The 26,278-nt window shown below is 64.9% G+C and carries 18 protein-coding genes; 10 read left to right on the plus strand and 8 right to left on the minus strand.

All coding sequences use genetic code 11. The features are described 5' to 3' along the window. Positions 1–2: 2 nt before the first annotated feature. The 9 genes from I6F16_RS00315 to I6F16_RS00355 all read left to right on the plus strand — a co-directional run bounded on the left by I6F16_RS00315 (position 3) and on the right by I6F16_RS00355 (position 9,738). Entirely contained in the window at positions 3–1,265 is a 1,263-nt protein-coding gene (locus tag I6F16_RS00315) for a D-alanyl-D-alanine carboxypeptidase family protein (protein ID WP_225112894.1), read from the plus strand. 2 nt (positions 1,266–1,267) lie between these two features. Continuing rightward, positions 1,268–1,954 (plus strand): dTMP kinase, encoded by a 687-nt coding sequence (gene tmk / locus I6F16_RS00320; RefSeq protein WP_225112893.1) that lies wholly within the window; start codon positions 1,268–1,270, stop codon positions 1,952–1,954. Next, a complete protein-coding gene (locus I6F16_RS00325; RefSeq protein WP_225112892.1) occupies positions 1,951–2,997 on the plus strand; it encodes a DNA polymerase III subunit delta' in 1,047 nt (348 codons plus the stop codon). The genes tmk and I6F16_RS00325 overlap by 4 nt, the downstream gene beginning before the upstream one ends. Before the next feature lie 108 nt (positions 2,998–3,105). Continuing rightward, the gene (metG, locus tag I6F16_RS00330) at positions 3,106–5,052 is read left to right on the plus strand and encodes a methionine--tRNA ligase (RefSeq protein WP_074448020.1); all 1,947 of its coding nucleotides are present in this window, start codon (positions 3,106–3,108) and stop codon (positions 5,050–5,052) included. Between the two features lie 13 nt (positions 5,053–5,065). Next, on the plus strand, positions 5,066–5,842 hold the full coding sequence (locus I6F16_RS00335) for a TatD family hydrolase (protein WP_225112891.1): 777 nt from the start codon (positions 5,066–5,068) through the stop codon (positions 5,840–5,842). 13 nt (positions 5,843–5,855) lie between these two features. Continuing rightward, positions 5,856–6,653 carry an MBL fold metallo-hydrolase gene (locus I6F16_RS00340; protein ID WP_035999229.1) on the plus strand — a complete coding sequence of 266 codons (798 nt, stop codon included), beginning with the start codon at positions 5,856–5,858 and terminating at the stop codon, positions 6,651–6,653. A 158-nt stretch (positions 6,654–6,811) separates the two neighbouring features. After that, on the plus strand, positions 6,812–7,405 hold the full coding sequence (locus tag I6F16_RS00345) for a TRAP transporter small permease (protein ID WP_225112889.1): 594 nt from the start codon (positions 6,812–6,814) through the stop codon (positions 7,403–7,405). A 2-nt stretch (positions 7,406–7,407) separates the two neighbouring features. Then, positions 7,408–8,721, plus strand: coding sequence for a TRAP transporter large permease subunit (locus I6F16_RS00350; protein WP_035999234.1), 1,314 nt, complete (start codon positions 7,408–7,410; stop codon positions 8,719–8,721). 39 nt (positions 8,722–8,760) lie between these two features. After that, a complete protein-coding gene (locus I6F16_RS00355; RefSeq protein ID WP_057029200.1) occupies positions 8,761–9,738 on the plus strand; it encodes a TRAP transporter substrate-binding protein in 978 nt (325 codons plus the stop codon). A gap of 54 nt (positions 9,739–9,792) precedes the next feature. Here the strand turns inward: I6F16_RS00355 and I6F16_RS00360 are convergent, their stop codons facing one another. The 4 genes from I6F16_RS00360 to I6F16_RS00375 all read right to left on the minus strand — a co-directional run bounded on the left by I6F16_RS00360 (position 9,793) and on the right by I6F16_RS00375 (position 15,420). Continuing rightward, a complete protein-coding gene (locus I6F16_RS00360; RefSeq protein ID WP_035999240.1) occupies positions 9,793–11,442 on the minus strand; it encodes an acyl-CoA synthetase in 1,650 nt (549 codons plus the stop codon). A 21-nt stretch (positions 11,443–11,463) separates the two neighbouring features. Next, on the minus strand, positions 11,464–13,353 hold the full coding sequence (locus I6F16_RS00365; RefSeq protein WP_225173354.1) for a TRAP transporter large permease subunit: 1,890 nt from the start codon (positions 13,351–13,353) through the stop codon (positions 11,464–11,466). A 31-nt stretch (positions 13,354–13,384) separates the two neighbouring features. After that, complete coding sequence (locus I6F16_RS00370; protein WP_225173355.1) at positions 13,385–14,416, minus strand: TRAP transporter substrate-binding protein; 1,032 nt, start codon at positions 14,414–14,416, stop codon at positions 13,385–13,387. 566 nt (positions 14,417–14,982) lie between these two features. Continuing rightward, positions 14,983–15,420: a tripartite tricarboxylate transporter substrate-binding protein gene (locus I6F16_RS00375; protein WP_249785391.1), complete on the minus strand. Its 438-nt coding sequence runs from the start codon at positions 15,418–15,420 to the stop codon at positions 14,983–14,985. On the opposite strand from I6F16_RS00375, the gene I6F16_RS00380 reads away from it, so the two are divergent. Beyond that, entirely contained in the window at positions 15,412–19,533 is a 4,122-nt protein-coding gene (locus tag I6F16_RS00380; protein ID WP_225112884.1) for a Dyp-type peroxidase, read from the plus strand. The two genes, I6F16_RS00375 and I6F16_RS00380, sit on opposite strands and share 9 nt — an antisense overlap. Positions 19,534–19,560: 27 nt before the next feature. Here I6F16_RS00380 and I6F16_RS00385 read toward each other — a convergent pair whose 3' ends face one another. The 4 genes from I6F16_RS00385 to I6F16_RS00400 form a co-directional block, all read right to left on the minus strand. Continuing rightward, positions 19,561–22,650 (minus strand): adenylate/guanylate cyclase domain-containing protein, encoded by a 3,090-nt coding sequence (locus I6F16_RS00385; protein ID WP_225112883.1) that lies wholly within the window; start codon positions 22,648–22,650, stop codon positions 19,561–19,563. Positions 22,651–22,952: 302 nt separating this feature from the next. Then, complete coding sequence (locus tag I6F16_RS00390) at positions 22,953–23,780, minus strand: hypothetical protein (protein WP_225112882.1); 828 nt, start codon at positions 23,778–23,780, stop codon at positions 22,953–22,955. An 87-nt stretch (positions 23,781–23,867) separates the two neighbouring features. Further along, on the minus strand, positions 23,868–25,160 hold the full coding sequence (fsrB, locus tag I6F16_RS00395; RefSeq protein WP_036039542.1) for a siderophore utilization protein FsrB: 1,293 nt from the start codon (positions 25,158–25,160) through the stop codon (positions 23,868–23,870). 212 nt (positions 25,161–25,372) lie between these two features. After that, positions 25,373–26,248 carry a helix-turn-helix domain-containing protein gene (locus I6F16_RS00400; protein ID WP_225112881.1) on the minus strand — a complete coding sequence of 292 codons (876 nt, stop codon included), beginning with the start codon at positions 26,246–26,248 and terminating at the stop codon, positions 25,373–25,375. Between the last annotated feature and the right edge of the window lie 30 nt (positions 26,249–26,278).

Here is a 26,278-nt window from a genome sequence, read left to right on the forward strand (position 1 = left end):
CCATGGCACTTCGTCTTCCTTTGCTTCGTCGCAACCGGCTCACCGCCGGAACGCTGGCGCGCGGGCTGATCGCGACGGTTTTGGCAGCGGCCATCGGCTGGGGCGGGGCGCTCCATGCGGCCAACCAGAGCGTCCAGGGCGGCAAGAAAGCGGAAGATGCCGGCTTCGACGGCGATGCCCCGACCGCGATCCTGATCGAAGCCTCCTCGGGCAGCGTGCTGTTCGAGAAGAACGCCGACGAGCTGCGCGCGCCCTCGAGCATGATGAAGCTGATGACCGCGGAGGTCGTCTTCAATGCCATCAAGAAGGGCGACATCAAGCTGAACGACGAGTATCGGATCAGCGAGAATGCCTGGCGCAGAGGCGGGGCCCCCTCGGGCGGCTCGACCATGTTCGCCGCCATCAACAGCAAGGTCTCGGTCGACGATCTCCTGCGCGGCGCGATCATCCAGAGCGGCAACGACGCCTGCATCGCGCTGGCCGAAGCCATGGCGGGCAATGAGCGGATCTTTGCCGCCGACTTCATGACCAAGCGCGCCCGCGAGCTTGGCATGACCAGGTCGACCTTCGCCAATTCCAGCGGTCTGCCCGATCCCGGCAACAAGATGACGGTGCGCGAGCTCGGCATGCTTGCCCGGCACATCATCCTGGACTTCCCCGAATTCTACAAACTGTTCGGCGAGAAGGAGTTCACCTGGAACAAAATCCGCCAGCAAAACCGCAATCCGCTGCTCAATTCGATGGAGGGCGCTGACGGCCTGAAGACCGGCTACACCAAGGAAGGCGGCTACGGCATGGTCGGCTCCGCCGTGCAGAACGGCACGCGGCTGATCGTCGTCGTCAACGGACTTGACGATCCCGAGGACCGCGCCACGGAAGCCAAGAAGATGCTGGAATGGGGTTTTCGCAATTTCGAGACCCGCACCCTGATCGCAGCCGAGCAGCCGGTCGGCTACGCCAAGGTGTTCGGCGGCGAGAGCCGGTCGGTCAAGCTCATCGCCAAGACCCCTGTGAAGGTGATGGTGCACAAGAACGGCAGCGACAAGCTGATTGCGCGCATCGTCTATAGTGGCCCGGTGCGCGCGCCGATCGAGGCCGGCCAGCGGGTCGGCGTGGTCAGGGTCTGGCGCAGCGGCAACATCGCGGTCGAGACGCCGGTCTATGCCGCGGAGGCGATCGGCACCGGCTCGACCATGCGCCGCGCGATCGACGGCGCCAGCGAGCTCGTGATCGGCATGTTCCGCGCAGGCGCCGAGAAGCTCTGATCATGAGTGAGAGCGCTGCACAGCGACCGTCCGGACGGGGACGCTTCATCACCTTTGAAGGCGGCGAGGGCACGGGCAAGTCGACCCAGATCAAGAAGCTCGCCGACCGCCTGAAGGCGGCAAAGCTGCGCATCCGCGTGACGCGGGAGCCGGGCGGCTCGCCGGGCGCTGAAATCATGCGTCATCTGGTGCTGTCGGGCATGGGCAAGCTGCTCGGCCCCGAGGCCGAGACGCTGCTGTTTGCCGCCGCGCGCGATGACCATGTCCGCACCGTGATCCAGCCGGCGCTGAGCCAGGGCGTCTGGGTGCTGTGCGACCGCTTCGCGGATTCGACGCGGGCGTATCAGGGCAGCCTCGGCCAGGTGCCCGATGGCCTGATCAACGCGATGCAAAGGGTGACGATCGGCGACCTCAAGCCGGACCTCACCATCATCCTCGATTTGCCGGTCGAGATCGGCCTGCAACGTGCCGCCGCGCGCCGCGGCAGCGGCACGCCCGACAGGTTTGAGGCTGAGAAGCTCAGCTTTCACCAGGGCCTCCGCGAAGCCTATCGCAAGATCGCGGCGGAGGATCCCGCGCGCTGCGTGCTGATCGACGCCAATTCCGATCCGGACACGGTCGCCGCGCGCGTCTGGACGGCGCTGCGCGAGCGCCTGCTGCCAACGCCTGCGTCAGTGGTGTCGGTATGAGCCCGCGTCAGGCCGAGCGCGAAACCGCCATACCGCATCCGCGCGAGACGTCGCAGCTGTTCGGCCATCGCGAGGCGGAGGCCGCGCTGCTTGATGCCTATCGCAGCGGACGCATTCCGCATGCCTGGCTGATCGGCGGGCCACAGGGGATCGGCAAGGCGACGCTGGCCTATCGCATGGCGCGCTTCGTGCTCACCCATGCGCAGCCGCTGGCGCCGGCCGTGCAGCGCGCCGAAAGCCTTGCGATCGATCACGACGACGCCGTGGCGCGGCAGGTGGCGGCCGGCTCGCATGGCGGCCTGCTGACGCTCGAGCGCACCGCCAACGAGCGCGGCGTGATGCGCACCGTGATCACCGTGGACGAGACGCGCGAGACGATCGGTTTCTTCGGCTCGACCGCCGCGGCCGAAGGCTGGCGCGTCTGCATCGTCGACACCGTCGACGAGCTCAATCCGAACGCGGCCAACGCGCTTCTGAAGATCTTGGAGGAGCCGCCGCAGCAATCGCTGTTCCTGCTGTTGAGCCACGCGCCCGCGCGGGTGCTCGCCACGATCCAGTCGCGCTGCCGCAAGCTGCGCCTGCGGCCGCTCACCACGAACGATGTGATCGGCGCCGCCGCTTCGGCGGCTGAGCTCGATCCGAACGATGCCGCGCTGCGCGAGGCGGCCGAGGCCTCCGAGGGCAGCGTCGCACGGACGCTGACGTTGCTCGGTGGCGAGGCCCTGAAGCTTCAGCAGCGCACGGCGGCGCTGCTCGCGCGCCTGCCGCAGGTCGATCCGCGCGAATTGCACACGCTCGGCGATTCGCTCGGCACCAGCGACCGCGTGGCGCTTGCGGCCTTCATCGACGGCATCGACCGCTGGATTGCGGAGCGCCTGCATGCGGATGAGGCCAATGCCAACCAGAACCTGCCGCGCCTTGCGCGGCTAGCTGAGGTATGGGAAAAGATCGTCCGCGCCGCGCGCGACACCGAAACCTACAATCTGGAGCGAAAGCCCTTGGTTTTCTCGGTGTTCGGCTGGCTGGCGGACGCAACGCGCTAAAGCATGATCCGGAAAAGTGCGCAGCGGTTTTCCGAAAGATCATGCGCAAAACAATAACGGAACGCCGAGCCGTTTCCAAAATTCGAGAAGCCGGTAAAGGAATTCGTGGTGGCAACGCGAGCTAAGAAATCCGTCAAACGCAAGAGCGGCAAGAAGGCTGCGAAGAAGGCCGTCAAGAAAGCCGCGAAAAAGGCCAAGGCGCGCGCGGCCAAAGCTGCCAAGAAGGTCAAGAAGACCAAGAAGGCTGCCGTCAAGAAGAGCGTGAAGAAGGGCGCCGCAAAGAAGGCCGCGAAGAAGCAGGTCGTCGCCAAGAAGGCGGTGAAGAAAGCTGCCAAAAAGCCGGCCAAGGCTCCGGCGAAGAAGGTCGCGAAAAATGCGGCTGCGCCTGCCGTGACCGCCGCACCGACTCCCGTCGTGACGCCTGAGAAGCCAAAGGCGCCGAAGCCAAAGGCTCCTCGTTCGCCGAAGCCCGTCGCTTCTGCGCACGTTGCCGCGCCTGCGGTTGCCGCCGCGCGCGACAACATCTTCTACATCACCACCGCGATCGCCTATCCCAACGGTAGCCCGCATATCGGTCATGCCTATGAGGCGATCGCGACCGACGCCCTGGCGCGCTTTGCGCGGCTCGACGGCAAGGATGTGTTCTTTTTGACCGGGACCGACGAGCACGGTCAGAAGATGATTCAGACGGCGGCGAACGAAGGCATGTCCACCGCCGCGCTCGCGACGCGCAATGCCGGCCGCTTCAGAGAGATGGACGAGCGCCTGGACGTGTCGTTCGACCGCTTCATCCGCACCACCGAGGAGCAGCATCACCGTTCCAGCCAGGAGATCTGGCGCCGCATGGAAGCGAACGGCGACATCTACGCTGACACCTATTCGGGCTGGTACTCGGTCCGTGACGAGGCCTATTACGCCGAGGACGAGACGCGTGTGAACGACGATGGCGTGCGCTTGGGGCCGCAGGGCACGCCGGTGGAATGGGTGGAGGAGAAGAGCTATTTCTTCCGCTTGTCGGAGTACCAGGACAAGCTGCTCAAGCTCTATGCGGATCAGCCCGACTTCGTCGGGCCGGACTCGCGCAAGAACGAGGTGGTGAGCTTCGTCAAGGGCGGCCTGCGCGATCTCTCGATCTCGCGCACCACGTTCGATTGGGGCGTGAAGGTGCCCGGCGACGAAGAGCACGTGATGTATGTCTGGGTCGATGCGTTGACCAACTACATCACCGGCGTCGGTTTCCCCGATGAGAGCGACAAGAACTGGCGCTATTGGCCGGCCGACGTGCACGTCATCGGCAAGGACATCATCCGCTTCCATGCGGTGTATTGGCCGGCCTTCCTTTTGTCGGCGGGCATCCCGCTGCCGAAACGGGTCTATGCCCACGGCTTCCTGTTCAACAGGGGCGAGAAGATGTCGAAGTCGGTCGGCAACACTGTCGATCCCTTCAACCTCGCCGACCAGTACGGCGTCGACCAGTTGCGCTACTTCTTCTTGCGCGAGGTGCCGTTCGGCCAGGACGGCAACTACAATCACGAGGCGATTGTCGCGCGCATCAACGCCGATCTCGCCAACGATCTCGGCAATCTCGCGCAGCGCTCGCTGTCGATGATCGCAAAACAGCTCGGCGGCGTGCTGCCCGAGCCCGGCGAGTTCAGCGACAACGACAAGGCGATCCTGGCGATGGCCGACGGCATGATCGCTGCCTCGCGTGAAGCCATGGCGACGCAGCAGATTCATCAATGGCTCAACGCCGTCTGGGCCGTGGTCGCGGAGGCCAACCGCTATTTTGCGGGTGAAGCGCCGTGGGCGCTCGCCAAGACGGATCCGGCCAGGCAGAAGACGGTGCTCTACGTCACCGCCGAAGTCGTGCGTCAGATTGCGATCCTGGCTCAGCCCGCGATGCCGACCGCCTCCGGCAAGCTGCTCGACAGCCTCGGCATCCCCGAAGCCGAGCGCAATTTTGACATGCTCGGCGGCGCCAAGCGCATCGCGCCCGGTTCGACGCTGCCGGCGCCGATGCCGGCGTTCCCGCGCTACGTCGAGCCGGCGGCCTGAAGGCGTTCGCACGATGCTGGTCGACAGTCATTGCCATCTGGATTTTCCGGACTTTGCGGAAGATCTCGACGGTATCGTGTCGCGGGCGCGAGCCGCCGGGATCGCCCGCATGGTCACGATCTCGACGCGGGTCCGGCGGCTGCAGGACCTGCTCGCCATCGCGGAGCGCTATGACGACGTCTATTGCTCGGTCGGCACCCATCCGCATCATGCGGACGAGGAGGACGGCATCGCGCTGGATGAGCTGATTGCGCTGACCCAGCATCCCAAGGTCGTCGCGCTCGGCGAGGCCGGGCTCGATTATTTCTACGACAACGGCTCGCCGGAGGCGCAGGCGAGGGGCTTTCGCGCCCACATCGCCGCCGCCCGCACCACCGGACTGCCGCTGGTGATCCATACCCGCGAGGCCGACGAGGACTGCGCGCGCATCCTGGAAGAGGAGGCCGCAAAGGGATCGTTTCGCGCCGTCCTGCATTGTTACACGGGCGGGCGCGAGCTGGCACTGAAGGCGGTGTCGCTCGGGCTCTATATCGGCTTCACGGGAATCCTGACCTTCAAGAAATCGGAGACCTTACGCGCGATCGCAGCCGAACTGCCGCCCGATCGTATCCTGGTCGAAACAGACTCGCCCTATCTTGCGCCCGGCAAATTTCGGGGCAAGCGCAACGAGCCGGCCTACGTGGTCGAGGTCGCAAAGGTGCTCGCCGAGACGCGCGGCGTGTCGCTCGACGAGATCTCGCGCCAGACCAGCGAAAACTTCTTCCGCCTGTTCTCGAAGGTGAAAGCTTGAGACTGGGAGCCACATGACGCTGACGCTGACGATCCTGGGCTGCGGCTCCTCCGCCGGCGTGCCGCGCCCGGCGCTCGGCTGGGGCGCCTGTGATCCCAACAATCCCAAGAACCGCCGTCGCCGCTGCTCGCTGCTGGTCGAACGGACGTCCGAGCATGGCACGACACGCATCGTGATCGACACCTCGCCGGACCTGCGCGAACAATTGCTCTCGACCAATGTCGACCACATCGACGCGGTGTTCCTGACGCACGAACATGCCGACCAGACCCACGGCATGGATGATCTGCGCTCGGTCGTCATGCACATGCGCCGGCGCATTCCAACCTATTTCAACCAGTCGACCGCCAAGGACATCCTGTCGCGGTTCTCCTATTGCTTCATCTCGCCCGAGGGCAGCGATTATCCGCCGATCCTGACGCGGCATTCGATCGAGGCGGGAGAAAGCCAGACCATTCTGGGGAAGGGCGGCGCGGTGACGATGACCGCCTTTCTGGTGCAGCACGGCAACATCCCCGCGCTCGGCTACCGCATCGGGGATGCGGCCTACACGCCTGATCTCAATGATATCCCGCGCGAGAGCTGGGAGGCGCTGGAAAATCTCGATCTCTGGATCGTCGACGGCCTGCGCTACACCGGCCATGTCAGCCATTTCAGCATCAACGACGCGCTGTCCTGGATCGAGCGCTTCAAGCCGAAGCGCGCGGTCATCACCAACATGACCGCCGACGTCGATTATGAGGTTATCCGGCAGTCGCTGCCCCCTGGCGTGGTGCCGGCCTATGACGGGCTGCGGCTCGAGACGCACTAAACCCGCGGTAGAAATTCTCCTGCCAGCCGGCATAGACCTTGCTTGCACCGGCCCCATCATGTTGATCTAACGTCTGAAAGACAGGCGTTGGGCAGGGCGATATTCAAACAGGACCGGCAGTCGGATGCTATCGGTCCGTCGAGTCGCATCGTGTGAGGATGGGGATCGCGTTGGCAGAGGACGATGTAGCGACTCAGGGACCGGTACGACGCGCGCTGGACCTCCTCTATCTCGGCGCGGGCTATGCCGCGGGCGTCTTCCTGGTCGCGATCTTCGCAATCATGATGGTGATGTCGGTCGGGCGCCAGTTTGCGCTCAACATTCCCGCCGGCGATGATTTTGCGTCCTGGTGCATGGCGGCGATGGCGTTCCTCGGCCTCGCTCACACGTTCAAGCGCGGAGAGATGATCCGCGTCGGCCTGTTGCTGGAGCGCTTGCACGGGCGGACCAAGCAGATCGCGGAGGTCGTGGCGCTCGGCATTGCCGCTGTCTTCATTCTCTACTTCACCCGTCATGCTGTGCAGATGACCTACGATTCCTGGCGCTTCAACGACGTGGCGCAGGGCGTGGTCGCGCTTCCGCTCTGGATTCCCCAGCTCGGCTTCGCCGGCGGCCTCGTGATCCTCTCGATCGCGCTGATCGACGAGATGGTCAACGTCATCGGCGGCAACCGTCCGAGCTACGAGAAGGGCTCGCCCGACGAAACTCCGGAAGAGTTCGTCGAACGCATCTCGCAGGGCGGTGGGGGCTGACCATGGCCAGTCTCGGCATGATCGAGCTGTCGTTCGTCCTGCTCGGCGTCATGATCCTGCTGCTGGGAAGCGGCGTCTGGATCGCGGTCTCGCTCGGGCTGGTCGGCTTCGTGGCGATGGCGCTCACCACGAGCCTGCCGCTCGGCACCGTGCTTGCGACCACCACCTGGAGCGCGAGCTCATCCTGGACACTGGCGGCCCTGCCGTTGTTCATCTGGATGGGAGAGATTCTCTTCCGCACCAAATTGTCGGAGGAAATGTTCCGCGGCCTGTCGCCCTGGGTGCAGTGGCTGCCGGGACGGCTGACACATGTGAACGTGATCGGCTGCGGCATCTTCGCGGCGGTGTCGGGTTCGTCGGCGGCGACCTGCGCGACGATCGGCAAGATCGCGCTGCCGGAGCTCGACAAGCGCGGCTATGACAAGGGCCTGAGCCTCGGATCGCTGGCGGGCTCGGGCACGCTCGGCCTGCTGATCCCGCCGTCGATTCCGATGGTGGTCTATGCCGTCACGGCGAACGTCTCCGTGCTTCAAGTGTTTCTCGGCGGCTTCCTGCCGGGATTGCTCGTGATCGCGCTCTATTCCGGCTACATCATCATCTGGTCGCTGCTCAACCCGACAAAGGTTCCGCCGCGCGATCCGCCGATGCCGCTCCGGCAGAAGCTGCGCGAGTCCGCCAAGCTCGCGCCCTGCCTGCTGCTGATCCTGGCGGTGTTCCTGTCGCTCGTTCTCGGCTTTGCGACGGCGACGGAATGCGCGGCCTGGGGCGTTTCCGGCGCGCTGCTGCTGGCTTGGTGGAGCGGCACGCTCACGCGCAAGAACTTCCTCGAGAGTATCATGAGCGCGACGCGCCTGACCTGCATGATCATGCTGATCCTGGCAGGCGCGGCCTACACCACGGCGGCGATGGCCTATACGGGGATTCCGGCCGCGCTCGCCACCTGGGTCCAGGGCCAGCAGCTCACGCCGAGCATGCTGGCGCTGTATCTGAGCATCATGTACATCATCCTGGGTTGCCTGATCGACGGCATCTCGATGATCGTTCTGACCGCTGTCATCGTGCTGCCCATGGTCAGGCAGGCCGGCCTCGACCTGGTCTGGTTCGGCGTCTATCTGATCATCCACGTCGAAATGGCGCAGATCACGCCGCCGGTGGGGTTCAACCTGTTCGTGCTCCAGAACATGAGCGGCCGCGATACGTTCACGGTCGCGCGGGCGGCCTTCCCGTTCTTCGTGCTATTGCTCGCTGCGGTCTTCATCATCACGGAGTATCCGCAGATCGTGACGTTCCTGCCGAAGCTCGCTTTCCCAGACTGAGCGTACCCGTTCTCTAGATCGACTATGAGGAGAAGTCCGATGATGTCTCGCTTATTCCACGCATCCTTGATTGCCGGCGTTGTGCTGGCCGCGACACCTGCCTTGGCTCAGAGCAAATGGAATCTGCCGGCAGCGTATCCTGCGGACAATCCGCACTCCGAAAACCTGGTCGCGTTCGCCAAGGACGTCGAAGCCGCCACCTCGGGCAAGCTCCAGATCACGGTTCATCCGGGCGCCTCGCTGTTCAAGGCGCCCGACATCAAGCGCGCCGTGGTGACCGGGCAGGCGCAGATGGGTGAGGTGCTGCTGTCGATCCACGAGAACGAAGACCCGATCTTCGGCGTCGACGTCGTGCCGTTCCTCGCGACCAGCTTCCCCGAGGCGACGAAGCTGTATCAGGCCTCCAAGCCTGCGATCGCCAAGAAGCTCGACGCGCAAGGTCTCAAGCTGCTGTTCGTGGTGCCGTGGGCACCGCAGGGCGTCTACGTCAACAAGCCGCTGGCCACGATCGAGGACATGAAGGGTCTGAAGTGGCGCGCCTACAATGTCGGGACCGCGCGGATCGGCGAACTGGTCGGCGCGCAATCGGTCACGATCCAGGCTGCGGAACTGCCACAGGCGTTGGCGACCGGCGTGGTGAACTCCTTCATGTCGTCGGGCGGCACCGGCTACGATTCGAAGGCGTGGGAGTCGCTCAAATACTTCTATGACGTGCAGGCCTGGATTCCGAAGAACTACACTTTCGTCAACAAGGCTGCGTTCGAGGCGCTCGACAAGCCGACCCAGGAGGCCATCCTGAAGGCCGCCGCCACCGCGGAGACGCGCGGCTGGAAGGCTTGGGAAGAGAAGGCCAATTGGTACCTCGGTCAGCTCAAGGCCAAAGGCATGACTGTCGAGCCGCCGAGCCCGGCACTGAAGGCCGGCTTCCAGAAGATCGGCGACCAGCTCACGGCCGACTGGCTTAAGAAGGCAGGCGCCGACGGTCAGGCGGTGCTCGACGCCTACAAGAAGATGTGAGGATGAGAGAGCTTCCGCCCGCCGCAGGCGGGCGGAAGCTTCTTTGGCCGCTGGTCAGGCCGAGATCGCCTTCACCGAGCCGACTTCGTTGCGCAGCAGGAACTTTTGGATCTTGCCCGTGGACGTCTTCGGGATCGGCCCGAACACGACCGCCTTCGGCGTCTTGAAGCCGGACATCTGGCTGCGGCAGAAGGCGATGATTTCCGCCTCGCTGGCACTGGCGCCCTCTTTCAGTTCGACGAAGGCGCAGGGCACTTCACCCCATTTCGGATCGGGCTTTGCCACCACGGCCGCGAACAGCACGGCCGGGTGCTTGTAGAGGATGTCCTCGACCTCGACCGAGGAAATGTTCTCGCCCCCGGAGATGATGATGTCCTTGGAGCGATCCTTGATGATGACGTAGCCGTGCTCGTCGAGCACGCCGAGATCGCCGGTGTGGAACCAGCCGCCTTCGAAAGCTTCCTTCGTCGCCTTCTCGTTCTTCAGGTAGCCCTTCATCACGATGTTGCCGCGGAACATGACCTCGCCGATGGTCTCGCCGTCGCGCGGCACCTGCTGCATCGTTTGCGGGTTGATCACGGTGACGCTTTCCTGCAGCGGGTAGGGCACGCCCTGCCGGCGCTTCATGCGCGCGCGCTCGGCGGCGGGCAGGTCATCCCAGCCCGGCTGCTCGGCGCAGACGGAGGCGGGGCCGTAGACCTCGGTCAGGCCGTAAACATGCGTCAGCTTGATGCCGATGCTTTCGGCGCCTTCCAGCACCGCGACCGGTGGCGCTGCGCCCGCGATCAGGCCGACGACGCGGCGGGCCGCATCGCCCTTTGGTGCATCGGGCGCGTTGATCAGCGTGTTGTAGACGATCGGCGCGCCGCACATATGGGTGACGCCGTGTTGCTTGATCAGCTCGAAGATCCTGGTCGGCTCGACCTTGCGCAGGCAGACATTGATGCCGGCGGCCGCCGCTATGGTCCAGGGAAAGCACCAGCCGTTGCAGTGGAACATCGGCAGCGTCCAGAGATAGACCGGATGCTGGCCGAGATTGCCGGCGAGGATGTTGCTGACGGCGTTCAGATAGGCGCCGCGATGATGGGTGACGACGCCCTTGGGATTGCCCGTCGTGCCCGAGGTGTAGCTCAGCGCAATCGCGTCCCATTCATCGCTCGGCGTGATCGGCGCGAAGCCTGGATCGCCTTCGGCGACGGCTGCCTCGTATTCGATCTCGCCGATGCGGGTGCCGCCCTTGAACGATGCATCGTCGACGTCGACCACCAGCGGCTTGGGGCCGGTCATCTGCGCCAGGGCCGCAGTGATGACGCCTGAAAACTCTGGATCGACCAAGATGATTTTCGCGCCGCCATGATCGAGCTGGAACGCGATCGAAGGCGCATCGAGGCGGATGTTGAGCGCGTTGAGCACGGCGCCGGTCATGGGCACCGCGAAGTGCGCCTCGTTCATCGCGGGAATGTTCGGCAGCATCGCCGCGACGGTGTCGCCGACGCCGATGCCCTTGCTCGAAAGCCACGAGGCGAACCGCCGGCAGCGCTCATAGGTCTGAGCCCAGGTGAAGCTGCGGCCTTCATAGACCGTGCTGACGTGATCGGGATAGACCGCGGCGCTGCGCGCGAGGAAGCTCAGCGGGCTCAGCGGCACATAATTGGCTTGCGTCTTGTCGAGGCCGATATTGTACGGATTCTGTCGCTCACTCATCGACACCCTCCTTAAACCGCATCAAAGAAATCCGATCGAGATCCAGGGGAAGATCGCGACGATGATCAATCCCACCAGCAGCGCCAGCAGATAGCCCCAGATCGGCCTGATGCCTTCGGCCGGATCGACGCGCCCGATGGCGCAGGCGGCATAATAGCCGACGCCGAACGGCGGGGCGAATAGCCCGATACCCATGGCGAGAATGATCACCATGGCGTAGTGCACCTCGTGCACGCCGACGGCGCGGGCGATCGGAAACAGCAGCGGTCCGAACAGCACGATCGCCGGGATACCCTCCAGCACGCTGCCGAGGATGGTGAAGGCCAGGATCGACACGGCGATGAAGGTCGCAGCCCCGCCCGGCAATCCCGTCATGGCCGCAGCCAGCGAGCGCGAGAAGCCGGATTGGGTCAGGCCCCAGGCCATGCCGGTTGCGGTGCCGATGATCAGGAGGATCGCACCCGACAGCGCGGCGGTCTCGACGAGCATCGGAAACAGCCGTCGCCAGTCGAAGCGGCGGTAGATCAGAAGGCCGACGAGGGCGCCATAGACGATGCCGATGGTGGAGACTTCGGTCGCGGTCGCGATGCCCTCGACCACGGCATAGCGGATCACGAAGGGCAGCGCGAGCGCGGGCAGGGCGACGACGAAGGTCTTGCCGATCTCGCCAGCCGTCGCGCGGCGGACGTGGCCCATGTCCTCGTGGCGGTAGCGCCACCACACCAGCATGCAGAGCGTGACGGCGAGCACGACGCCGGGCAGGAGGCCGCCGGTGAAGAGGGCGGCGATCGAGACGCCCGTGACCGAGCCGATCGTGATCAGCACGAGGCTGGGCGGGATGGTCTCGGTCTGGGCGCCGGTGGCCGCCAGCAGCGCGACGAGGTCGCCGGGCTTGGCGCCGCGCTCTTTCATCTCCGGGAACAGCACGGGCGCGACTGCCGCCATGTCGGCCGCCTTGGCGCCAGAGATGCCGGAGACGAGGTACATCGCGCCGACCAGCACGTAATGCAGGCCGCCCCTGATATGGCCGAGCAGGCTTGCCAGGAACGCCACCATGGCCCGCGCCATGCCGGTCATCTCGATCAGCAACCCTAAGAACACGAACAATGGCACGGAAAGCAGGATGAGGTGGCTCATGCCCTCGTCCATGCGCCCGACCAGCACCATGACCGGCGTGCGCGTGGTCAGCGCGAGATAGCCGTAGATCGCAAGACCAAAGCCGAACGCAATGGGAACCCCGGCAAACACGCAGAAGCCGGCGACGCCGACGAAGAAGATGATGAGGTTGAGATTGCCGAGCGGCCTCAGCAATGGCTCGGCCAGCCAGAACAGGCCGATCACGACCGCAACCGACAGCACGGCGGCCGCAACCATTCGGTGGTTGGCGGCGCGCGCGAGCCGCAGCAGGGCAAAGGCCGCCATCAGGCCGATGCCGGCCGGCAGCGCGGCGGCGCGCCACATATTGGAGATCTGCAGCGCCGGCGTCGTGATGTAGCTTTCTTCATAGGCGTAGTCGCAGGCCGGCCACACAATCAGGATCAGGAACGCCAGGGCCGCGGAGGTCGCGACCAGATCGAGATAGGCCCGCATCGCCGGCCTGGCGCTGGCGACGACCGCCGTCATGCGCATGTGCTCGGAGCGGCGGAACGCAACCGCCGCGCCCAGCATGGCGAGCCACAGGAACAGGATCGAGGCGAGCTCGTCCGACCAGATCAGCGGCCGGTGCAGGCCATAGCGTGCGACCACGCCGGCAAACAGGATCACGATCTCGGCGACCACCAGGATCGCCGTGGGGATTTCGACGACGAGGCCGAGCACGCGCTCGACTGAGGCCAGCAGCGAAGGTCGGCGAGGGGACTGCAACGTCACCTCGCCCACAGCTTCGGTCATCTCGATCTCGACATGAGCCATCCTGATACCGACCCTCGACGGCCCCAACGCGCTACGACAGCTTGCCGACGGCCTTCTCCAGAAGCTCCCAGGCCTGATCGCCATATTTGCCCTTCCATTCGGCATAGAAGCCGGCGGAGCGCAGCTTGTCGCGGAACGGCGCGATGGCCGGCTGGTTGAAGGCCAGGCCCTTGCCCGCGAGCTCCTGCTGCAGGTTGGCGTTCAGCTTGGCGGTATCCTCACGCTCCTTGACGGCGGCGGCATTGATGTTCCTGGCGACGATGGTGCGCACGTCCTGCGGCAGCTTTTCCCAGGCTCTGCGGTTGGCCAGGAACCAGAAGCCGTCCCACATGTGGTTGGTCAGCGAGCAGTACTTCTGCACCTCGTAGAGCTTGCCGGTCGAGATGATGGCCAGCGGGTTCTCCTGGCCCTCGACGATCTTGGTCTGGAGTGCGGAATAAACCTCGCTGAAATTGATCGAGGCGGGCGCGGCATCGAACGCCTTGAACATCGAGGTCCACAGCGGCGACACCGGCACGCGGATCTTGAAGCCCTTGAGATCGTCAGGCCCGGCGATCGGCCTGGTCGACGACGTGGTCTGGCGGAAGCCGTTGTCCCAGATCTTGTCCATGACCTCGAGGCCGGCCTTCTTGATCTCGCCGCGGACATGGGCGCCGAGATCGCCGTCCATGGCCTTCCAGACCGTGTCGTAGTCCGGGAACGCGAAGCCGATGCCGTTGATGGACGCCGCCGGCACCAGGGTCGACAGGATCAGGCCGGACAGCGTGAAGAACTCGACGCCGCCGGAGCGGATCTGGCTCAGCATGTCGGTGTCGGAGCCGAGCTGATTGTTCGGGAAGATTTGCAGGTCGAACTTGCCGCCTGTCTCGGTCTTGATCGCCGCCGCCATCTCCTTGGCACGGACGTTGAGCGGATGGGTGTCAGGCAGGTTATTGGCGTATTTGTAAGTGAACTCGGCGCTCTGGGCGCGGGCCACATGGGGCGCACCGAGGCCGCCCAGGGCCGCGGTCGCGGCGGAAGCCTTGAGAAGCGTGCGTCGGGAATAGCGCGTGGAAAGGACCATGGGTCTGCTTCCTCGGAAGGTTTGTTGTTGTTCTGAGATGCAAACCTATACGGGCGGTCGGCCTTAGGGTCATCTGCGATCTCGCGGATGCCTCGCTTATTGCAGCCGGACAAGGTCACGGCAATATCGGCTTTCGCAGACCTCGACCCGATTCAAAACCTGAAAAACAACCCCATGCACAGTAGCCGTCAAGAGCTAAGACGACGGCCGACGCGCAGACGGAGATACAGGCTTTGGCGAAGGTCGGATGTCAGCAATTCCGCCTAAATAACTGATCTGATTGTACATAAATATATTCCATAATATACCTTATGCGAATTACGGATGTGCCGGGCACCAGGCCAATGTCCTGCGGCGATTTCGACGCTGCTACGTTGATCTGGTTCTGCCGACTGGTACCCCAAGTGATCGGCGGCTTCCTGGCAACGTGACGATGCGGCTGCGGCGCGAGCCTACCTCCAAGCTCCGGCGGTCGGCGGAAGCCCAGACGCCGCGATCCACCGGCTGGTGATCGCCCTAATCGAGGTCTCTTCCGCCTCGGCCAGTCCCCTCTCCCCGAACGTCCGCTATTCGGTCTTGACGTTGCGTTCCTCGATCACCTTGCGCCAGGACGGGATTTCTGCGGCGATCAGGGCGTGCAGTTCGGCAGGCGTGCTGGCCTTGGCCTCCACGCCATAGGAGAGAAACCGATCCCGTATTTGCGGCATCGCCAGCACCGTGCCAAGCGCAGCGTTGAGCTTGGCCAAGACGTCTGGCGGAGTGCCGGCAGGCGCGAGAATGCCGAACCACGTTTCGACCGAATAGTCCTTCAAGGCACTGCCGATGGATGCCGCACCGGGAGCAACCGGAGAAGGACCGGGCGAGGAAACCCCGAGCAGCTTCACCTTGCCGGAGCGGATGTGCTCGTTCAGCGTATCGGACGTGGTGGTGAGCAGAATGTCGACCTCGCCGGCAAAGATGGCGAGCGTCGTCGGCGCCTGGCCCCGGTATGGGACGTGGACCATCTGCAGACCTGCCTGATTGAGGAAGCGTTCCGTGCTCAGATGGCCGAAGCCGATATCGCCCCTTACCGAGCTCAAACCCGAGGTCGCTCAGTCCTGGTGGATTGCGCTGCTCCGGCGAACTTTCCGACCGCTGACCGCAACGGAAAGTTCGGAAAGTGTGGGCCAGTTCATACAATCGAGCGGCCGCGAGCCGCACTATTCGCAAATAGCGTTGCATTGCGAAACACGTTTCGGTTGCCGGGCTCAGGCGCGAAATGGCCTCAAGTCTGCGTGCGACCCGGGGGAGCCAAAAACATGCGTCGTGATTTGACCATCAAGACCGGCAGCATGGCCGGCACGTCCGATTTCAGGGTGATGGCTCCGATCAAGAAGGGGTTCGTGCCGTCCCTGGATGCGACCACGTACAAGACCCGCGTCAAATACGTGCTACGGGCGCTGAATGGCGGACGCGCCAACGCGTATGAATACGAGCTCGCCCGCGTGCTGACCGATTCCGTTGACCGCGTCGGGCGAATCCACTCGGTGGGCATCGCCGTGCTCGAACCCGAGGACGAATCCGTGGACGGCGTGGACTATTTGCTGCTGACCGCCACGTTCGACGGCTCCTGGGAAGCCTATGTCCGCGTCATCTGGCAGAAGGCCGCCCGGCTGCTCGACCTCATCTTCTGCAATACCGATGGTTATGTGCTCGGATACGAGAACACGTACGAAAACTGGGGTATCTGGCTCAAGAGCAAGCAGACCGAAGCCTATTTCCTCTATGCCACCCCCGACCTGACCGTGGATGACACGCGCTTCCTGCGGATGGAGGAGCGGGTCTATCGGCGCGCCTCTGGCGCCGGCGCCGACAAGATCGTCACGCGGATCAGGATTCCCTCGCCGGAAGACATCGCGCGACACTCGATATTCGAAGTCGACGGCGAGGTCGGCGTCGATCCGACCAATGCCGGCTTCAGCAAACCGCTCAGCATCGAAGCCGCCGCCCGGCCTCCGTTTCGCCACGGCATCCGCGCACTGGCGGGACTCTACCGTCTGGCCGACTTCTATCCGCCGGGGACGCATGACGGGGTGCTTCTGCATCGGGCCGGTCACGAGCTGCTGCCCGAATTCGTCACCATGATCAACGACCCCACCTACGCGGAAGGGGTCAAGCGCGCCCGCCGGCGCTATGAAGAGGCCCTGCGCTGGTTGATGACCCCGCCCGATGTGGCGCCGGTACGGCGCAACCTGCCCCTCGCCCCGCCGGCAAAACTGCCGTTGCAGGATCCCGGCAACGTGCAGGGCGGAATTCTGACCGCCTACAATTCAGATCACGGCTGCCTGCTGCTGCTGCAGTTCGCCAACCCGGCCGCACTGGCCGCGTTTCTCGGCGTCCTCCAGGTGACTTCCGAAGCCGACGTTCTGACGCCGGGACAAATCGTCACCAACATCGCATTCACGGTCGAGGGACTGCGTCAGGCCGGCCTGTCCGACGAAGAGGTGCGCACTCTGCCGGAAGAGTTCGTGCAGGGCATGGAAAGACGCGCCGGCCTGCTCGGCGATGTGCGTTGGAATCATCCCCAACGATGGCGCCTTCCCGCCAGCAATTGGTCGCTCGGGACCGACGCGCCGGACCTGCCCGAAGGCGACCCGGCGCCGCGCATCAGCATGAGCTCGGTCCATGCCGTCCTTCAACTCCGCCTGTTGCTGTCCAAGGACGCGCAGACGACGGCGGATGCGAGACACGCGTTGATGGCCGAAATGAACCGCCTGGTCGGGGTCGATGCGGGTATCAGGCCCCTTTCGATCCAATGGATGCAGCGGCAGCGCGATAAGAGATCCCGCGACATGCAGGACCATTTCGGGTTCGCCGACGGCAGTTCGAACCCGGTGCTGCGTGAGTGCGAGGCCGGCACGTACTATTCCAATCGGGTGCATCTCGGCGAAATTCTGTGCGGCTATCCGAACATCGCCGACGAGACGGCGCCGTTCGGCAACGCGACCAATCGTGCTCACGCGATGCTCCGCGACGGCAGCTTCATGGCGCTGCGCAAGCTGCGACAGGACGTCGAGCAGCTCGAGGATGTGCTTGCCCGCGCGACGCGACAGGCAGCCGAGATGGCCGGACCGGACGCACCTGCCCTGACGCGCGAGACGCTGATGGCCAAGATGATGGGACGCTGGCCGACCGGCCATCCCCAGGCCGGGCAACCCCTGACCCCCACTCCGCCCCCTGACAAAGGCCACAACGACTTCAACTACGACGCCGACCCGCAGGCCCAATCGTGTCCGTTTCACGCGCACATACGGCGCGCCAATCCGCGCGTATCGATCACCAAGGCGGATGCCGGCGCCCGGCCCCCACGGATCGTCAGGCGCGGCATGTCCTACGGGCCGCCCGTCGACCCGCAAGCCGCCAAATCCGGCCAGCAAGCAGAGCGGGGCCTGGTTTTCATGGCCTACAATGCCAGCCTCGGCGAGCAGTTCGAGGTGGTGCAGAGCTGGCTCTCCGGCGGCAACAGCGCGGGTTCGTCCTCAGGGGTCAGCGATCCTTTCCTCGGCCTCGCCGAGCCTGGCCGGCTCCGGCATTTCCGTTTCGAGCATGAAGGCCAGACCATTCGCGTGGCGCTGGACGGCTCGGACCGGCTCCACGACGAACCTCGTCCGTTCGTTCGGCTGGAATGGGGAGCATATTTCTTTGCGCCATCGAAGAAGGCGCTTGCCGATCTAAAGCAATGGGCGGCGAGCCAGGGGTACAAACCGGCCGTGACGTGGTCCGCGGATCAGGGGGAAAAAGAGATCGCGCGTCTGCGCCTGATCGAGCGCCAGCAGGGCGAAGCCGCGGCGATGGCCGCGTGGAAGACAGCGCTCGAAGATCCGGATTCAGCCTCGCATTTCGTCAACGCCTCGATCTGGGCTGCGATCCGCGAGCGCCACGGCGGCGCACTTCGCACGCCCTTCGGGGTCTTGGTGGCCGACCGCGACATGGTCTACAAGGTGTTCGCCGATTCCGACACCAAGCTGACCATCACCGGCTATCTTCCCCGCATGCTGCGGTCGTTCGGCATCCTCTATCTTGGCCGCGACGCCGGGCAGCCAGACCAAGTCTACGAGCAGGAATCCGAGGCCTGCAACGCCGCGATCATGGCCCTTGACCAGCCCGCCGCATTCGAGCTGGCGCGCGCGGTCACACAGAAGGTGCTGGGCTTGTTTGTCAAGCAGACGATCGACTATGCCGCCAGCGACGGCGAAGTGAGCTGGGAGCTGACCGTCGACGTGCACGAATTGGTGGATCCGCTGCTCGCCGCCTTCTGCGAAGCGTGGTTCGGGTTGAGCGAGGACGGGGGTCATTTCCGCCGCGTCGGCTATCGCTGGGATTGGACGCCGGGCGAGCCGCCCGGCTATCCCGGGCATTTCCTGTCGCCTTCGCGCTACATCTTCCAGCCGCACCCGAACGCGACAGTGGAGGCGATCGGCGCGGCACATGGCGACGCTGCGCGCCGTGCGATGGAAGGTTTCCTGACGCAGTTCGGGCCGACAAACGGGCCAGTGACCAAGGCGGTCTATAACTCGCCGCGGGGCAACGGCGACATTCCGTTCGTGGCGCGCACGGTCGCCGGCGCCATGATGGGATTCATTCCGACCGTCGACGGCAACCTGCGGCGGATACTGAACGAATGGCTGCGCGAAGGAACGCTATGGGCGTTGCGCGCTCGCTATGCCGGCACGAAGGCAAAGAACTACATGGACGCCCTCAACCGGCTAAGAGACGACTTCATCCCCGCGATGCAACTTCGCGCGGTGCCAGAATTGATCTGGCGGACAGCCGTCGTTTCGCAAAGCATCGGAGGGGTCGAGGTGAGGCCTGGCGACGTCATCGTCGCCGGCGCAGTCTCCGCCACCCAGCAAAGTCTCGCCGAAGGTCGCCAGGACATCTATCACGCCTTCGGCGGCAACCGCAGGGTCGCGGGGCATCCGACGCATTCATGTCCCGGAGCAGACCCGGCACTGGCGGTGATGCTGGGTTTCTTCAGCGCACTGGTGGAGACGGAGCTGCCCTTGCGGACCGGCCCCATTCCAATGAGCCTGACGATGGACGGAAGAGTTCCCGCGCCGAGCCCATCTCCACCCTAGAGCCGTGTAAGGAAAGGTGCGCAGGGGTTAGACGGCACAATGCCGAGCGAGCTGATCGTTGGCGTAGCCGACGGGTATGCCAATGACGAGCCTGATCGTCTCCTCCGCATGCCAGTGCATGCCGAGCGCGCGCAGCTTCTCGGCGGCTTCCATCATGGTCTGGCGGGCCGCCTCGCCCCGGCCCTGCCCTGCGAGAAGCTCGCCGCGCAGGGAGAGGTTCAGAGCCGCATCGCGCAGCGAACCGCGCCAGCCTGCGGAGGTTTCAGCCCGTCGCAACCAGCGCTCGCTCAGGCCGCGATCCTGGCGCAGCGCTGCGAGCTTCGCCAGCGAGCGGCATGCCGCCGCCTCGCCCAGTCGCTCGCCTTCGCGCGCACGGCGCAGGACATGGGCGGCATACCGCCGCGCCGTCTCGACATCGCCTTCGGCGGTCGCCGCCTCGACGAGCCAGCTGTACTGAACCGACGTGTAGAAGTGAAAATTGCGCCGCTCCATCCATTCCGCGGCATTCCGCAACTGCAGCAAGCCGTCGGCGTCGCCGGTCGCCGACCAGCGGGCAAATCCGGAGGCGGCGCGGCAATCCGCCAGAAGCAGCAGGCTGCGCGTGTTCTCGGCGATGCGCGCCCCTTCCACGGCGAGCTGCTCCGCCTCCTGCCAGCGGCCCTGCCAGATCAGTGCGACCGCAATCCAGTTGCGGACGGAATTGACGACTGGGTGAGTCGAGCCTTCGACCAGAGCCATGGCTTCACTGAAACAGGCGTGGGCGCCCTCGAAATCGCCGCGATCCGCCAAGACACCGCCCTTGCACGACAGCGCATAGGCCGCCCCGAAGGATATCGCACCATGACGCCGGCTGCGTTGCTGCTTGGTCGAAATGGCAGCGTCGATCAAGGCGATCGCTTCGTCGTACTGACAGCTTGCAGCCAGAATCTGCCCGAGCGTAGCTTCGATCTGGGCGATCAGGCGACGATCTTCGAGCTTGCGTGCCAATTCCAGTGCCGTCCGCGTGTGCGTCACGGCCTCCCGGAAGCGGCCGAACCCGTAACACATGTAGCCGAGCCATTCATAGGCGCTGGCCATCGCGGCGGTCTCGCCGAGGGAGGACGCGATCGCGACCGCGCGTTCGAACACGGAGGTATCGTCGGTCAGCGACAGCGGGTCGAAGATGTTGGCCATACCCAGCTTGTTGGCCAGCAGGCACCAGCGCAGCGATTGTTCGCGCGAGCGATCGGGCACGCGATCCAGCGCCTGCATCGCGACCTGGTACTGCGCACTGGCACGATCGAGCGCAAATGCAGCCATGGCCTTGTCGCCGGCACGTTCAGCATAATGGGCTGCGCTTTCCCAATGACCTGCGCCTTGCGAATGGTAGGCCAGAGCTTCCATCGCATCCTCGCGATCAGCCTGCTCGGACCGCGCCAGCAGGGTGTCTTCGATCCGCTTGTGCAATGCCTGACGCTCGTGCAGGCCAATGGTGTCGTAGACCGCATCGCGCGTGATGCCGTGCTTGAAGCGAAGGACGCCGCCCGCTGGATCCGCAAAGAGAAAGTCCGCATCCGCCAATGCCCGCACGATGGCCGGGTCGGGTTCGCTGCCGCAGGCCGAAACCAGCAACCCGTGCGGCACGGTGTTGCCGATAACGGCCGCGGCGCGCACCACCTTCGCCTCATCGGGCGGCAGGCGTGCCAGGCGCGAAGCGACCAGGGTTGCGATCCAGCCCTGTTTGCTGCGCGCTTCGAACGAGGCCGGATCGTTGGCGGCGATGGAATGGCAGAGCTCTTCGATGAACAACGGCACCCCGCCCGCATAGGCATGGATGCGGGCTACGAGGAAGGGATCGGCCTGCGGGACCCAACGTCGTACGGCAAAGTCGGTTTCCGGCCCCTGAAACGGTTCGAGAAACAGGTGCGGCGCGCCGGAAATCCATTCGGTGCCGTCCTCGCGCGGCCGGCTGGCGAGGATGACGCGAGGTCCGTTGGGCAATTCCAGCAAAGCCTGCAGCAATTGGCGGCTCGCGTCATCAGACCATTGCCAGTCGTCGATCACCAGCACCAGCGGGCCATGTGCCGACAGTCCGGTGAAGAACCCGAGCAGATCGCCGACGACGCCATCGACGGTGATGCGGCCGCCACGCGCATCGGCGCCGGCCGACGCCAGTGCCAGGATCGATTCTGCATTCGGACCGAGCTGGGCCGCCCATGGCTCCAGAGCCGCGCGCGCCGTCTCCTTTGCCTCGACGAGGGAGGCGTCCGCTCGAATTCCCAGCGCAGCGCGCAGCATTTGCAGGAATGGTTGCAGAACCTCGGCACCGACGTAACTCTCGCAACTGCCTCGCAGCAGCCTGATGCGCTCGGTGCCGACGTGCCCCAGCACCTCTTCCAGAAGGCGCGTCTTGCCGAGTCCGGGCCCGCCGACGACCACCGCGCAGCGTTGCGCCTGCGCAGGTGCTTCGCTCAGAAAGCGTGTCAGGAAGCCGAATATCTCGTTGCGGCCGATGAAGGGTGTCAGGCCGCGGCGCGAGGTTGCTTCGAAGCGTCGGGTCGCCGTGCTTCGACCCAACACCAGCCTCGCCTGCGGCATTCCCGAAGCCGCCGGGAGGTGGGCGGCGAGCTCGAAGAAGTTGGCATGCGGCCCAAGGGCATCGAGGCTGGCCAGGATCTGATCCGGACCGGCGTGGCGCGACAGGTGCGCTGCCGTGTTCACGACATCGCCGATCAGGTCATACCGGCCGGACTCGATGTCGCCTTGGGTCAGGAGCACGGTGCCGGCATGGATACCCGAATGCATTCGAAGCGGCATCAGCGCCGGCGATACGCCATCGTGGCGCAGCTCTCCGACCCATTCGTGAATATCGAGTGCTGCTTCCGCAGCACGACGACCGTCATCTTCGCCGGATTGGGGATAGCCGAAAATGGCGAGCGCACCGTCTCCCTGCGTTCGGATGATGCGACCACCGTGCTTCGCCACCGCGCGATGCCAGATCTGCCGCAACTGGCTGAGGAGTTCGGAAAGGTGCTCGGACTCGACATCCCGGCCCAGGGCGGTTGATCCGACAAGGTCGGAGAACAGCACCGTCAATCGATGACGTTCGCCTCTGGGGTCGCGGGTCTGCGTAATCATCGTCAATCGCAGCCAACTCGTTGACGAACCGCAAGAACGGTCTCCAGCGGGTGCCAGACCGGATGCAGCAAGTATCGCAAAAGGCCATAGTAACTCGCCCAACCCGCAAGTGGAAGCTCGCGGGGATTGCATCCGCCGAATATGACGATCAGGACGACCGCATTGGCCTAACCTATTCAAAAACCTCATGTCTTCCGTTTGCCGACGGCGCGGCGCCGCCTCGCCTGCGCCGTCTAAGGCGTGGTTCAAAGCCGGTGGTTCACAGCCGGAGGATCACGGCGGAGAATATCGAGCTGGCATTCCTAGGGAAGCGGCAGCCGGTCCAGCTGGCTCTGCGCCTTCTTGACGGCGGCCGCATACCAGCTCTGGCTCGGGGCTTCCTTGGCGAAGCACGCCGTGAAGGCGGTCATTGCCTTGTCCTCGCGGGCCATCTCGCCGCGCGGGTCTTTCTTGTCGATGGGCTTGGCCATCCTCTGCTTCCAGACCTTCTCGCAGGTCGCGATCGGGGCGGTCTTCACGGCCTCCCTTGCCGCGAGGAAATAGACCTTGTCGCCCTGGATCGCGACGACATCGATTTCGTCCGGCGGGCCCTTGAGGCCGCCATTGCCGCGCACGCCGAGCACAGCGGCTGCGACGCTCGCCCTTGCCGGTTTGGTGATCGGCAGCTCCGCGTAGATCGCGAAGGCGGCGTCTTGGATGGCGTAATAATAGAAGCGGTCGGATTTCAACGCGGCGCCACTGTCCTGAGGCATGCCGTCCTCGCGATGCTCGCCAAGCCAGTGCTTGAGCAGCCCGGTCGTGGTCACCACGGCCTGCATCTTGTCGCCTTCGGATGCGAAGCTCAGCCCGTCGAGATGGCCGAAGCCGATGTCGTCCTTGAACAGCGTATCGACATTCGACTTGCCCTCGGCCGGGACTCCCTTGATCGCGACCGGACCGATCAGACCGCGCAGCACGCCGGCCAGCTCCTTCAGGGCCGCATCGTGCTGCTTATAGATCTCGTCGCTCTCCTTGGCATTCGAGAATTTTGCGATGTAGCGGTCACGCAGGTCGAGATAATGCTGCTCGGGCGCGGCCGCCCCGGCGGGCGCGGCCAGGACGAGCACGCAGAGCAAGGCAAGCAATCTCATTGCAATTCCGGAAGACTGGAAAGCGATCTCCCATCTTTGTGCCGAGGCCGCGTGCCAAGGTTCATCCATTGGCGGAACGCGGGTGCCCTACTCTGCCGGCGTCAGTTGCTCCCGGTTCAGCCGCACGGCCGCCGTCTCCCGCACGCGAACGCGGGCGCGGCGCTTGCGCCACCAGATCACGACGCCGGTGACAGAGAGCGCGGCGACCACGAGGCCCATCACCGAGATCAGGATACGCCCGAACAGTCCGACGATGCGCCCCGAATGCAGCGGAAACTGCGCCTGCACGAAGATGTCGGCGGCGGTGCCGACCCAGGGCAGCCGCTCGCCAATGGGGCGGCCGTCCTCGCTGTCGTAATAGAGCTGCGCCGGGCCGACGCCGCCGGCACCGTGATCGTCGCCGGGATGGAAGAACGCGGCGGCGTAGACGCCATGGGCCGGGCCGTAGCTGAGCGCGCCGACCGGGGTGGTCCAGCCTCGCGCCTTGCCGTCGGCGGCCGCGCGGGCAGCAATCTCGGCGAAGGTCATCTTGGGCTCGATCGGATTATCGAGATCGCGATAGGGCCGCTGCTCATAGGGTGTCGGGGTGTAGTTCGACACCATCTTCATCAGCGGCGAGAACACCTCGAAGTAGAGGTTCAGCGAAAACGCGGTGAAGGCGATGATGAACAGTACGCCCCACGTCCACAGGCTGAATGCGCGGTGGATGTCGAAATTGATCCGGTAGGCGCTGCCCGAGGTCTTGATGGTCCAGGCCGGCGCCCAGCGCGCCCAGAAGCCGCGCTCGAGCTGGCGCGTGACCTCAGGCGCCCGCGCGGCCTTGGCGCGCCGGCGCGAGGGCAGCGTCAGATAGAACCCGACGAAGCAATCGATGGTCCAGATGATGGCGATGATGCCGAGCACGCGCATGCCCCAGCGGTCGCTGCCCCAGAATTCCGGGATGTGCATCGTGTAGTGCAGCTTGTACAGAAACGAGACGAAGTTTTCCCGCGTGACGGGCCAGACCGCGCCCCAATAGCGCCGGCCGAGCTCCGCACCGGTGTTGGGATCAAGAAAGACCTGGTTGTAGTCGAGCGGGTAACGCTTGCCGGTCGCGGGGTCGATTCGCGGCATGACGAAGAACCACAGCGAGTGGCCCTGCTCCGGCGTCATGAAGAGGTAGACGACGCGCGCGCGGGGATCGCGCTGCTCGATCATCTTGGCAAGCTCGAGCGAGGGAATGGCCGGGCCCTTCGTCGAGACATCGAACAGATGGCTGTTCAGGACGTCGTCGAGCTCGTGATCCCAAGAGATGATCGCGCCGGTGATGCCGGAGAAGAACAGGAAGGCGGCCGTCAGCAGTCCCGCCCAGCGATGCAGTTTGCCGAATATCGCTCTCATCGCTCAGATCTCATTCCCACTGGGCCCGGCCCCTCATTTGCCGGACCGCTTTTCGATTGGACTCGCCGCCGGCAGTTCAGCCGGTGGGCCTTCGGCCTAACGCAGGGACAGTTGCAGTGCGAGAGGTCCGACATTAGAATTTATCGAGACTGGCCAATAAGCTGCGCGACAAAGCGTCCATGCGTGATCGGGTGTCGACGCAGCCGCGTGCGTTACGGCCAATCGGCAAAATTCAGCGTCGGTCTCGATCGCCCCGCTCTCGCGCGTGCCGCAACGCGCCGACGCCATACGCCCGGTGCCTCGCCGGTGTGCTTGCGGAAAAAGCGGCTGAAATAGGCGGTGTCCGTGAAGCCCAGCGCAAATGCGATCTGCTTGACGGCGATGGTTCCAGCCTCCAGCCGCGTCGCCGCTTCCCTGACGAGGCGCTGCTGAATCAGCTCGCTCGGCGAGCGCTTCAGCTCGCGGCTGCACAGCGCGTGCAGGCGATCCGGCGTGGTGCCGAGTAGCCTGGCGTAATCGCTGACGCGCAAGTGCTGTTGATAGCGCTCCTCGAGCAGCCTGCGGAACCGGCTCAGGATCTCGGTGCTGCTGCTCTCCTCGTTGCGGTTCCCATCGCCAGCGAACAGGCGCCAGAATCGCAGCACGCACAGCGTCAGCTCCGCCGACATGATCGACGCTGCACTACTGCGTGCGGGCGAGGCGATCTCGGCGGCGATCGCCGCGATCGAACGCGCGAACGTGGCCGCGAGATCGGCCTCGACCTGCAACGCCAGGATGCCGCCTGCGCCCTCGAGCGCGAGATAGGCCGCCTCCGCCGACGGCGGGAGATAGCGATGCCAGATACCGGCGCGCAATTGCAGCAGCTGCGCCGTCGTGCCTGCCGACACCTCCAGATAGTCGGCGGATCCCGCCGGGAGCCAGACCAGCGCGGATCCGACCGTCCGCATGGTCCTGCCGGCCTGACCGATCTCAGCGGTCCCGCCGCCGGGAAGGCAGAGCAGATGAATGAACGGACGGGCCGCTTTCGAGGTCAGCGTCCATCGCCGCGCGACGTAGTGCGCCGCGATCAGCTCGGCGCCCACAGGCACAGCCCCACTCGGGGCGGTTGCCGGTGCCGG

This window comes from Bradyrhizobium sp. IC4060, from assembly GCF_020193715.1.
Taxonomy (GTDB): Bacteria; Pseudomonadota; Alphaproteobacteria; order Rhizobiales; family Xanthobacteraceae; genus Bradyrhizobium; species Bradyrhizobium yuanmingense.

Excerpts from the sequence above, each read along its gene's own strand:
- tmk (WP_225112893.1), top strand. The coding sequence starts at position 1,268 with ATGAGTGAGAGCGCTGCACAGCGACCGTCCGGACGGGGACGCTTCATC.
- I6F16_RS00385 (WP_225112883.1), bottom strand. The coding sequence starts at position 22,650 with ATGATTACGCAGACCCGCGACCCCAGAGGCGAACGTCATCGATTGACG.
- fsrB (WP_036039542.1), bottom strand. The coding sequence starts at position 25,160 with ATGAGAGCGATATTCGGCAAACTGCATCGCTGGGCGGGACTGCTGACG.
- I6F16_RS00335 (WP_225112891.1), top strand. The coding sequence starts at position 5,066 with ATGCTGGTCGACAGTCATTGCCATCTGGATTTTCCGGACTTTGCGGAA.
- I6F16_RS00390 (WP_225112882.1), bottom strand. The coding sequence starts at position 23,780 with ATGAGATTGCTTGCCTTGCTCTGCGTGCTCGTCCTGGCCGCGCCCGCC.
- I6F16_RS00315 (WP_225112894.1), top strand. The coding sequence starts at position 3 with ATGGCACTTCGTCTTCCTTTGCTTCGTCGCAACCGGCTCACCGCCGGA.
- I6F16_RS00360 (WP_035999240.1), bottom strand. The coding sequence starts at position 11,442 with ATGAGTGAGCGACAGAATCCGTACAATATCGGCCTCGACAAGACGCAA.
- I6F16_RS00355 (WP_057029200.1), top strand. The coding sequence starts at position 8,761 with ATGATGTCTCGCTTATTCCACGCATCCTTGATTGCCGGCGTTGTGCTG.
- I6F16_RS00340 (WP_035999229.1), top strand. The coding sequence starts at position 5,856 with ATGACGCTGACGCTGACGATCCTGGGCTGCGGCTCCTCCGCCGGCGTG.
- I6F16_RS00350 (WP_035999234.1), top strand. The coding sequence starts at position 7,408 with ATGGCCAGTCTCGGCATGATCGAGCTGTCGTTCGTCCTGCTCGGCGTC.
- I6F16_RS00325 (WP_225112892.1), top strand. The coding sequence starts at position 1,951 with ATGAGCCCGCGTCAGGCCGAGCGCGAAACCGCCATACCGCATCCGCGC.
- I6F16_RS00345 (WP_225112889.1), top strand. The coding sequence starts at position 6,812 with ATGGGGATCGCGTTGGCAGAGGACGATGTAGCGACTCAGGGACCGGTA.
- I6F16_RS00365 (WP_225173354.1), bottom strand. The coding sequence starts at position 13,353 with ATGGCTCATGTCGAGATCGAGATGACCGAAGCTGTGGGCGAGGTGACG.
- I6F16_RS00375 (WP_249785391.1), bottom strand. The coding sequence starts at position 15,420 with ATGGTCCACGTCCCATACCGGGGCCAGGCGCCGACGACGCTCGCCATC.
- I6F16_RS00370 (WP_225173355.1), bottom strand. The coding sequence starts at position 14,416 with ATGGTCCTTTCCACGCGCTATTCCCGACGCACGCTTCTCAAGGCTTCC.